Origin of the sequence: Acidocella aromatica, from assembly GCF_014201825.1 — a bacterium.
Lineage (GTDB): Bacteria > Pseudomonadota > Alphaproteobacteria > Acetobacterales > Acetobacteraceae > Acidocella > Acidocella aromatica.
Genome location: NZ_JACHFJ010000009.1, coordinates 114,061 through 124,336 on the forward strand (window position 1 = coordinate 114,061; position 10,276 = coordinate 124,336).

A 10,276-nucleotide genomic window follows, 5' to 3' on the forward strand; every position below is an offset into this window, starting at 1 on the left:
CTCAGCATTTTACGGGAGACCGCCAATGAGCACCAAAGGAAAACTGTCCAATTTCGACTGGGCCGACGCCCTGAAGCTGGAGACTCTGCTGACCGAGGAGGAGCGCGCCATCCGTGACGCCGCCCATGCCTACGCGCAGGAGAAGCTGCAGCCGCGCATCCTCAGCGCCTATCGCGAGGAGCGGTTCGACCGCGAGGTGATGAACGAGCTGGGCGAGATGGGCCTGCTCGGGCCGACGATCTCCACCCATGGCTGCGCCGATGTCTCCTACGTCGCCTACGGCCTCATCGCCCGCGAGATCGAGCGTGTGGATTCCGGCTACCGCTCCGCCTTCTCCGTGCAGTCCTCGCTGGTGATGTACCCGATCTACGCCTTCGGCTCCGAGGCGCAGAAGGACAAGTACCTGCCCAAGCTGCGCACCGGCGAGTGGGTCGGCTGCTTCGGCCTCACCGAGCCGGATGCCGGGTCCGACCCCGCCTCCATGCGCACCCGCGCCAAGAAGGTCGATGGCGGTTACCTGCTCTCCGGCTCCAAGACCTGGATCTCCAACTCCCCGATCGCCGATGTGTTCGTGGTCTGGGCCAAGGACGATGCGGGCGACATCCGTGGCTTCGTCATCGAGAAGGGCGCCAAGGGCCTCACCGCGCCGAAGATCGAGGGCAAGCTCTCGCTCCGCGCCTCCATCACCGGCATGATCATGCTGGACGAGGTGTTCGTGCCGGATGACGCGATGCTGAACGTGAAGGGCCTGCGCGGTCCGTTCTCCTGCCTCAACAACGCCCGCTACGGCATCGCCTGGGGTGTGCTGGGCGCCGCCGAGTTCTGCTTCCACGCCTCGCGCGACTACACCATGGGCCGCAAGATGTTCGGCCGCCCGCTGGCCGCCACGCAGCTCATCCAGAAGAAGCTCGCCGACATGCAGACCGAGATCACGCTGGGCCTGCACAGCGCCTTGCAACTCGGCCGCCTGCTCGATGCCGGTGAGGCTGCCCCGGAGATGATCTCCCTGCTCAAGCGCAACAATTGCGGCAAGGCGCTGGATATCGCCCGCCAGTCGCGCGACATGCACGGCGGCAACGGCATCGCCGACGAGTATCACGTGATGCGCCACATGGTGAACCTGGAGACGGTGAACACCTATGAGGGCGCGCATGACGTGCATGCCCTCATCCTGGGCCGCGCCATCACCGGCCTGGCCGCGTTCTGAGCATGGGCCCGCTTTCCGGCATCAAGGTTCTCGACCTCAGCCGCGTTCTGGCTGGCCCCTGGGCCGGTCAGGTCTTCGCGGATCTCGGGGCCGAGGTGATCAAGGTCGAGCGCCCAGGGGCGGGGGACGATACCCGCGCCTGGGGGCCGCCCTTCGTGCCGGAGAGCGGGATGAGCGCTTATTTCCTCTGCGCCAACCGGGGCAAGAAATCAGTCACCATCGACATGGGCAAGCCCACCGGTCAGGCGCTCATCAAGCGCCTCGCCGCCGAAAGCGACGTGGTGCTGGAGAATTTCAAGTTCGGCGGGCTGTCCAAGCTCGGGCTGGGGCCGGAGCATCTCTGCGCGCTCAACTCGAAGCTGGTCTATTGCTCCATCACCGGCTTCGGCCAGACCGGCCCGTACCGCCATCGCGCGGGGTACGACTTCCTGATGCAGGGCATGGGCGGGCTGATGAGCGTGACCGGCGTGCCGGATGGCGAGCCGATGAAGGCAGGCGTCGCGGTGGTGGACGTGTTCACCGGCATGTACGCCGCCACGGCGGTGCTGGCCGCGCTGGTGGAGCGTGGCCGCTCCGGCAAGGGCCAGCATATCGATCTCGCGCTGTTCGACGTGCAGATCGCCACCATGGCGAACCAGATTTCCAGCTACCTCGTCTCCGGCCAGCAGCCCACGCGGCTGGGCAACGCGCACCCCTCCATCGTGCCGTATCAGGTCTTCCCCACCGCCGATGGCCATCTCATCCTCGCTGTCGGCAATGACGACCAGTTCGCCCGTTTCGTGAAACTCGCCGGTGCGCCGCACCTCTCCGCCGATCCGCGCTTCGCCACCAACCCGCAGCGCGTGCAGAACCGCGCCGTGCTGGTGCCGCTGCTGGAGGAGCTGCTGCTCAACCGCACGACCAAGGAGTGGTGCGAGGCGCTGGAAGCGGCGGGCGTGCCCGGCGGGCCGATCAACCGCTTCTCCGATCTCGACAACGACCCGCAGGTGCAGGAGCGCGGCATTTTCCGCGATCTGGGCGATGGGATGCGCGCGGTGGCCAACCCCATGCGCTTCTCCCGCACCCCGGCCGACGACACGCGCCAGCCCCCGGCTTTGGGCACGGCTACGGATGATGTGCTCACTGAACTGGGCCTCTCGGGGGACGAAATCGCCGCCCTGCGCACAGACAGAATTATCTAACTAACAAAAGTTTTTGGGTGCCGCCTTTTTTCAAAAAGGCGACACCCAAAAATTTTGGCAATTTTATACGTGTATTTGGCTAAGTGGATTCCACGGTTATCCAGCGCTGGATTGTATTCAACTCACTATTATATCGCACGTGTTGCATAGGAATTCTACAACATTAGGGTTTTTGCAGTCGGGCGAGACGTGAAGCCGGAAGACAAGGAATCCACTCTAGTGCTCATATCTCCATTAGCAAAAGACCAGCCATCCTCTTGGGATAGGTCAGCCTTTCCTATTTTTCCGCATTTTGGACATTTTAGATTCCTAGACCATCTATCACGCGCTGTCATGCTATCATTACATCCTTCGGAAAATGCTAACGTTAGGCACAAATTAAGCTAGTTAATCTGGGGTGGTTTGTATCGAGTGTTGCGTAGCCACCTATATAATCACAGAAATCTCTTATAACTATTCCTCCCACTCCGCGCGGATCGCCTCGGGCGACGCGCCAAACCACCTCTTACAAGCCCGCGAGAACGGGCTGAGTTCCGCATAGCCCAGCAGCTGCGCGATGCTGGAGAGCGAGAGATGCGGAAACCGCAAATAGCTCTCCGCCAGGGTGCGGCGCACATCCTGCACCGCCCCGGCATAAGTCAGCCCCATATCGTTCAGGCGGCGTTGCAGCGTCCAGCGCGCCAGCCCCATCGCCTCGGCCACATTCTCCAGCGGCGGCGAGCCCTCGGGCAAACGCGAGCGGATTTCCGCCCGCACACGGTCGCTCAACGGCACGCGCCCGCGCGGCAGGCGGCGCAGGAAGGCCTCGGCGGTGAGGCGCGCGAAGCTGGCGGCGTCGGCTCCCGGCATAGTGCGGCGCAGATCGCCTGGGCGGAACACCAGCGCATTGGTCCGCTGGCCGAAGAACACCGGGGCGTGGAACACCTCGGCATGCGCCGCCGTGCATTCCGGCACGGGGTGCTCGAAATGCACCTCCTCCAGCGCGAAATGTTCGCCGTAAGCCCGGCGCAGCAGGTTCTGGAACATGGCGAGCGACAGCTCGGCATCCTGCCGCCGCTCGAAGATCCGCCAGTCGATAATCCGGTATTCCAGCCGCAGCAGCCCGCCCTCGGCCACCAGGCGCACCTCGCTGGCCTCCTGGTGCAGCGGAAAGAGGTCCACGAACTGGCGCAAGGCCGCCCCCACGCTGGGGGCGTTGAGCATGATGTCCCCCACCAGCCCGTGCTGCTCGGCGGGGAATTGCGCGCCGTAACGCAAGCCAAAATCGCCGCGCCCCGAAAGCTTCGCGGCGCGCTCCATGATCTCGACATAGGCGGCAAGCGGGATTCCGCCCTCGGCGACCATGCTCAGCCGCCCGGCATCCACCCCCAAGGGCCCCATGACGCGGTCGGCGTCGGCCCCTATTCCCCCCAAGAACGGCAACAGCCCAGAGGCCGCCACCGACGACACCTGTGCCTGAACCGTAAGCTGACCCATCGCTGAACTCCGCTGTTACCCCGCGGTGTGAGTCGCGTTTTCTTCCCTGACGGCGGGAGCGTAGTCCCGCCGTGCCTAACGCGCAACCCGCCCGGATTCGCCGATCAGCTTCTGCGCCAGCAGCACTGGCACGGCGGTGAACAGGATGATGGCGAACACCACGACATTCACCTCCGGCAGCTTCTGCCCCAGGCGGATGGCCCCGAAGATCCAGAGCGGCAGGGTATTCTGCGCCCCGGCGGTGAAGGTGGTGACGATGACCTCGTCGAAGGACAGCGCGAAGGCCAGCAGCGCTCCGGCCCCAATGGCGCTCGCCATCATCGGCAGCTGCACTCGGCGGAAGGTGAGGAACGCATCCGCGCCCAGATCCGCCGAAGCCTCGGTGAGCGAGCGCGGCATGCGCCGCAGCCGGGCGATCACGTTGTTATAGACGATGACGATGCAGAACGTGGCGTGGCCGGCGACGATCGTCCAGTACGAGAGGTTCAGCCCCCAGAATGCGAAATACGAGGCCAGTGCCATGCCGGTGAGAATGCCGGGCAAGGCGATGGGCAGCACGGCGATGAAGCTCACCACCTCCTTGGCGGCGGATTTCATCCGCGCCACGGCCATGGCCGCCAGCGTGCCGAGTAATATGGCCGAGATGGTCGCCAGCGCCGCCACCTCCACCGAGAGCGCCAGCGCTTGGCGGATCTCGTCGTCGTTCCACGTATCGCTAAACCAGTGCAGCGCGAAGCTGGTGATCGGCCAGGAAGGAATGGGCGCCGCCGAGAAGGCGTAAGCGATGATGATGACGATGGGGATGAACAAAAACCCCATGATCGCGGCCACCGCCGCCCAGATCAAAGCCTCAGAGCGCATCGAAAGCCCCCATCCGCCGTGCGACGAGCAGGAACACGCCCATGACCCCCAGCGGCAGCACGGCATAAGCGGCGGCGAAGGGAATGTTATTGGTCACGCCGACATTCGAATACACGACATTGCCGATGAAGTCGGAGCCCTCGCCGCCGACAAGCATGGGTGTCACGTAATCGCCAAGCGTCAGCGAGAAGGTGAAGATCGCCCCCGCCACCATGCCCGGCAGCGCCATGGGCAGGATCACGCGGCGGAAGGTGGCAAGGCCATGCTCGCCAAGGTCTGCCGATGCCTCCAGCAGGCTGGGCGGAATCCGCTCCACCGCCGCCGCCACGGGCAGAATCATAAAGGGCAGCCAGAGATAGGAGAACACGATCCACATGGCCCAGTTGCTGTAGCCGATATGCAGCCCCGGCAGGCCGATTTCGGCCAGCCCCCAGTTCAGCAGCCCGTCATGTGCCAGAATCAGGCGCCAAGCGTAAACACGGGCCAGATAGCTCGACCAGAGCGGCACCATCACCATCGCCATCAGCGCCGCGCGCAGCCGCGGCCCGGCGAGGCGCACCATGGCGAAAGCCACGGGCCAGGCGAGCACGATATCCGTAATGGTCACGGCGGCGGCGATGCCGATCGTGCGCAGGCCGATCTTGGTGTAGATCGGGTCGGCCAGCAATTGCTGGAAATTCGTGAAGGAGAAGCCGGGGATCAGGTCGCCGCTCAGGCTGTCCACCGTCCAGAAGGAGGTGATGAGCAGCGCGCCGATGGCGGCCAGATACAAACAGGCGAACCAGATGGCCGGCAGGCCGAGCAGGGCGGCATTCGCCGCCCCCTCATGCCGCCAGCCGAACGCGGAAAGAAACCGCTGCATCATCAGCCCTTGATGCTCTGCCACTCACGCTGCCAGGCGGCGTAATCCAGGCAGTCATGCTTGCCGTTGCCGCAATCGGGCAGTGGGGTTTTCCAGAACTTGATGGAGTCGAAATAGCTCGCCGGGGCGTTGGCGTGGTACTGCGCGCAGGAGCCGGGCTGCTGCTCGTCCATCTCCTTACAAGCGAGCGTATTGGCCGGGGTCTCGCCGAAATAGATGGCCTGCTGGGCCTGCACTTTCGGGGTGGTGACCCAGTTGATCCACTCATAGGCGCAGTTGGGGTGAGGGGCCTTGGCCGAGATCATCCAGCTATCGGCCCAGCCCGTGGCGCCTTCCGCCGGAATGGTGTCCGCCACCGCCACCTTGGCGGCCTGCAGCGTGTTGGTCTGGTACGGCCAGGCCGCGCCCACCACGGCATCGCCCGAGGTGAAGAGCTGGATCTCGTCCGAGGCCAGGGCCCAATACTTCTTGATCAGCCCGGTCTGGGATTTCAGCAGCGCCGCCACGGCGTCCATCTGCGTCTGGTTCAGCTCATACGGGTCGGTAATGCCGAGCGAAGGCTGGGTCTTGGACAGATACAGCGCCGCATCGGCGATCTGGATCGGGTTGTCCGGCACCGTCACCTGACCCTTGTACTTCGGGTCGTAAATCACGGACCAGGATGTGGGCGCGGTGGGGAACACCTTGGTGCTGTAGAGCAGCGTATTCGGGCCCCATTCGTAGGAGACGCCGTAATGCACACCACCCACCGTGTTGAAATCTGGCCCCTGCAGTTGTGGAATGAAATTCTTCCAGGCCGGAATGAGCGCGACATTGATGGGCTGCACGTTGTGCCCATAGATCAGCCGCAGCGTGGCATCGCCCGAGGCGGAGACGACATCATACTGGCTGCCGCCGCCCGAGCGCATCAGCGCCACCATTTCGTCGGAGGAGCCTGCGTATTTGGCATGCACTTGGCAACCGGTCGCGGCTTCGAACGGCTTCACCCAGTCATCCTGGGCATAGCCCTCCCAGGCAACAACGTTGAGCACGCCTTCACCCTTGCCGATAGACTGCAACGGCTGCACCGCCGCCGCACCCTGCACGAAGGGCAGGGACGCGGAGAGGCCCAACACCACCCGCGCGATCGTCTTTTTCAAACCATCCTGCATCTTACCTCTCCCTAGTTGCCGATCTTTCGCGCCGCGTCGCGCGGCCAGGCCGCCAGCACGGTATCCCCCGCGGCCAGACGCAGGCGCTCGCCCACCGGCCTGGTATTGCTTTCCATCACATGCAGCAGCGTGCCATCCGCCAGCGCCACCTGATAGCGCGTCACCGCGCCCAGATACGTCGCCTCGCGCAAGATGCCCTCGCCCGCCTCGAAGCCTTCCGGCGCCGTGGAACCCGCGGGCAGAAGCTGGATCTTTTCCGGGCGCAGCAGCGTATCGCCGCCCAGCAGATTGGAGCTGCCGACGAAATCCGCGACGAACACGCTGGCCGGACGCTCATACAAATCGAACGCCGTGCCGATCTGCTCGATCCTCCCCTTGGAGAACACCGCGATGCGGTCGCTCATGGAAAGCGCCTCGTCCTGATCATGCGTCACATAGATAAATGTGATGCCAGTTTCATGCTGCAAGCGTTTCAGTTCGATCTGCATCCGGTGGCGCAGCTTCAAGTCCAGCGCGCCGAGCGGCTCATCCAGCAGCAGCACGCGGGGCTTGTTTACCATGGCGCGCGCCAGGGCCACGCGCTGGCGCTGCCCGCCCGAGAGCTGCGTGGGCTTCCGCCCGCCATAATCAGCCAACTGCACGGCGGCCAGGGCCTTCTCGGCCTCTTCATGCGCCTGCGCCTTTGGCATCTTTTTCGCCCGCAGGCCATAAGCCACGTTCTCGATGAGCGTAAGATGCGGAAATAGCGCGTAATCCTGGAATACGGTGTTCACGGCACGCTCGAAAGGCGGGCGGTTGGCCACATCCTCGCCATCGAGCATGATCCGCCCGGTGTCCGGCCGCTCAAACCCCGCGATCAGGCGCAGCGTGGTGGTTTTGCCCGAGCCGGAGGGACCGAGCAGGGTGAAGAACTCGCCCGCATACACGGTGAGGTCGAGCTGCGCCAGCGCCACCGCGCCGCCATAGGATTTGGCGACGCCTTCAAGTTGCACGATGGGCTGTTTAGCGGTCTGCAAGTCCGTCTCCTCCTGTAAGGCTGACAGGCTGGCACGTTTTGCCTGCTCCCTGCTTGACCACGGAACACAGTGCGCGCTTGTGTTCCCCGGTCAATATCCCGTGCGGCCATTGGGCGGATACTCTTGCCAGACCAGGAGGAGTTGGAATGTCGAACAACCTGAAATTCTACATCAATGGCGAATGGGTGGATCCGGTGGTGCCGAACCGCATCCCCGTCATCGACCCCGCCACCGAGCAGCCCTTCACCGAAATCTCCGGCGGCTCCAGCGCCGATGTGGACAAGGCCGTGGCCGCCGCCAAGGCCGCGTTCAAGACCTTCTCCAAGACCACCAAGCAGTACCGGCTGGACCTGCTGAAGCGCTGCCTTGAAGTCTACAACAAGCGCTACGACGACATCGCCGAGGCCTGCACCCGCGAGATGGGCGCGCCGCTCTCCTTCTCCAAGGAGGCGCAGGTCTGGGTCGGTCAGGGGCATTTTCAGGCGCTCATCGACAAGCTCGAAACCTTCGAGTTCTTCGAGATCCGCGGCACCACCCGCGTGGTGTTGGAGCCGATCGGCGTTTGCGGCCTCATCACCCCCTGGAACTGGCCGCTGAACCAGATCGTCTGCAAGGTGGCCCCGGCCATCGCGGCGGGCTGCACCGTGGTGCTGAAGCCTTCCGAAATCGCGCCCATCAACGCCATCATCTTCGCCGAGGTGATGCACGAGGCGGGCGTGCCGCCCGGCGTGTTCAACCTCGTCAACGGCACCGGGCCGGATGTCGGCCAGAAGCTCGCCGAGCACCCGGATGTGGACATGATGTCCTTCACCGGCTCCACCCGTGCGGGCACCATCGTGGCGCGCGAGGCTGCCGCCACCGTCAAGCGCGTGTGCCAGGAGCTGGGCGGCAAATCCGCCAACATCCTGCTGGATGACGTCGATCTGGACGACGCGGTGCGCAAGGGCATCGGCGCCTGCTTCATCAACACCGGACAAAGCTGCGACGCCGCGACCCGCATGCTGGTGCCCCGCGCCCTGCACGCCAAGGCGTTGGAAATCGCCGCCGACGAAGCCGCCAAGCAAACCCCCGGCAATCCGTGGGAGGCCAGCACGGTCCTCGGCCCGCTGGTCAGCCAGTTGCAGTTCGACAAGGTGCAGCGCCTGATCAAGGCGGGTATCGACGAAGGCGCGACGCTGGTGTGTGGCGGCCTCGGCAAGCCCGAGGGGCTGGAGACCGGCTATTACGCCAAGCCGACCGTGTTCGGCGACGTGAAGCCCGGCATGACCATCGAGAAGGAGGAGATCTTCGGGCCCGTGCTCTCGATCATCCCCTACGACACGCTGGAAGACGCGATCGAGATCGCCAACGACACCGTGTACGGCCTCGCCGCCTACGTGCAGAGCAAGGACCTGAACAAGGCCCGCGAAGTCGCCGCCGAAATGCGCGCTGGCAGCGTGTACATCAACTACCCGGACCTCGACTTCTTCGCCCCCTTCGGCGGCTACAAGCAGTCCGGCAACGGGCGCGAATACGCCGATTTCGCGCTGCACGATTTCCTTGAGATCAAGGGGATTGTTGGGTACGGGAATCCGTAAATTATGCCATGAGGAAGGCGGCGTAAGTCGCCTTCCTTGCATTTATGGAAGGTCATTCAAGATGGCGGGTCAATCAGTAGTGTCGTTTTGGTCGATTCCTAACTGTAGATACAAAAATGGGAATTCGTAAAGGCACCCATGTTTGATCCGGTCAAAGATGATATCGTTGACTTTTTTAGGGTCATCGCCTTCTTTGTGAAGGGCAAGGCATAGATAGTAGTTTTGCCCCTCGTGCTGTGCGTAGACGATCCATTCCCCCGTCAAACTCTGATTGTAGGCACGCTCAGCAAAGAGATTGCAAACTGCATTAGATATATTTTGTGCCTGAATTTTTAAGGGGAGGTGAGCCGTTCCAGGGTTCCAGTGTTCTGCAATAATGCGTTTTAGTATTTTTCGTTTTGAGCCAAATCCAAGCTGGATATTGGTAACAAGCGATTCTAGGCCGCCAACCAGGTAGTGCTTCTTCCACAATCCTTGAAGAGGTGGATATTTAAACGCCTCAGCCGGTTTGGTTCCAACTGGACGCCCCAGACCTTCTAAGAAACGTATTTCAGCGACTATTTTATTGGCAACTATATACTTGGCTAAGCGTCGAGCGGTTAGCTAATTGAAAAGCAATGGTTTTTAGAAATTTGACTTGCTTTGTGTAGCAGCATCAGCAAATAGGTAAATATGAGTTACCAGTTTTCTGATTGGAAATGTTCGCGTTGGGAAACTCCAATTTCTGATGCACAGAGCGTTACGCTACATTTGTCGCTCGCAGAGGGCGTATTACAAATCATTCTTGATACGTCTTCAAATTTGTATCGCGGCTTACTCGTAAAGCTCACATTTCAAAACATCGTGGCGTTTGACGTGCTCCCCTTTTTGTTCGCGCTCAGGCGCAGTGTCTTTCCCCTTCATGCTTGATGGTTGAGGTGGTTTCAATGTGCCCTGGGGCATGCC

9 protein-coding genes are annotated in these 10,276 nt (G+C 62.5%); 3 read left to right on the forward strand and 6 right to left on the reverse strand.

Annotated elements, in window-relative coordinates:
- Nucleotides 1–25: 25 nt before the first annotated feature.
- Together HNP71_RS10310 and HNP71_RS10315 are read left to right on the forward strand one after the other, a co-directional pair.
- Entirely contained in the window at nucleotides 26–1,207 is a 1,182-nt protein-coding gene (locus tag HNP71_RS10310; protein ID WP_183266831.1) for an acyl-CoA dehydrogenase, read from the forward strand.
- Nucleotides 1,208–1,209: 2 nt separating this feature from the next.
- Entirely contained in the window at nucleotides 1,210–2,388 is a 1,179-nt protein-coding gene (locus HNP71_RS10315; protein WP_183266832.1) for a CaiB/BaiF CoA transferase family protein, read from the forward strand.
- Nucleotides 2,389–2,841: 453 nt separating this feature from the next.
- Here HNP71_RS10315 and qhpR read toward each other — a convergent pair whose 3' ends face one another.
- The 5 genes from qhpR to HNP71_RS10340 form a co-directional block, all read right to left on the reverse strand.
- A complete protein-coding gene (gene qhpR / locus HNP71_RS10320) occupies nucleotides 2,842–3,864 on the reverse strand; it encodes an AraC-like transcriptional regulator QhpR (protein ID WP_183266833.1) in 1,023 nt (340 codons plus the stop codon).
- Nucleotides 3,865–3,939: 75 nt separating this feature from the next.
- Nucleotides 3,940–4,725: an ABC transporter permease gene (locus tag HNP71_RS10325; protein ID WP_183266834.1), complete on the reverse strand. Its 786-nt coding sequence runs from the start codon at nucleotides 4,723–4,725 to the stop codon at nucleotides 3,940–3,942.
- Nucleotides 4,715–5,590: an ABC transporter permease gene (locus tag HNP71_RS10330; protein ID WP_221246787.1), complete on the reverse strand. Its 876-nt coding sequence runs from the start codon at nucleotides 5,588–5,590 to the stop codon at nucleotides 4,715–4,717. The genes HNP71_RS10325 and HNP71_RS10330 overlap by 11 nt, the downstream gene beginning before the upstream one ends.
- The gene (locus tag HNP71_RS10335; protein ID WP_246344175.1) at nucleotides 5,590–6,726 is read right to left on the reverse strand and encodes an ABC transporter substrate-binding protein; all 1,137 of its coding nucleotides are present in this window, start codon (nucleotides 6,724–6,726) and stop codon (nucleotides 5,590–5,592) included. The genes HNP71_RS10330 and HNP71_RS10335 overlap by 1 nt, the downstream gene beginning before the upstream one ends.
- Nucleotides 6,727–6,749: 23 nt before the next feature.
- Nucleotides 6,750–7,754 carry an ABC transporter ATP-binding protein gene (locus HNP71_RS10340; protein ID WP_221246788.1) on the reverse strand — a complete coding sequence of 335 codons (1,005 nt, stop codon included), beginning with the start codon at nucleotides 7,752–7,754 and terminating at the stop codon, nucleotides 6,750–6,752.
- A 146-nt stretch (nucleotides 7,755–7,900) separates the two neighbouring features.
- On the opposite strand from HNP71_RS10340, the gene HNP71_RS10345 reads away from it, so the two are divergent.
- Complete coding sequence (locus HNP71_RS10345; RefSeq protein WP_183266837.1) at nucleotides 7,901–9,331, forward strand: aldehyde dehydrogenase family protein; 1,431 nt, start codon at nucleotides 7,901–7,903, stop codon at nucleotides 9,329–9,331.
- Nucleotides 9,332–9,400: 69 nt separating this feature from the next.
- On the opposite strand, the gene HNP71_RS10350 is transcribed toward HNP71_RS10345, so the two are convergent.
- The gene (locus HNP71_RS10350) at nucleotides 9,401–9,802 is read right to left on the reverse strand and encodes a hypothetical protein (RefSeq protein WP_183266838.1); all 402 of its coding nucleotides are present in this window, start codon (nucleotides 9,800–9,802) and stop codon (nucleotides 9,401–9,403) included.
- Between the last annotated feature and the right edge of the window lie 474 nt (nucleotides 9,803–10,276).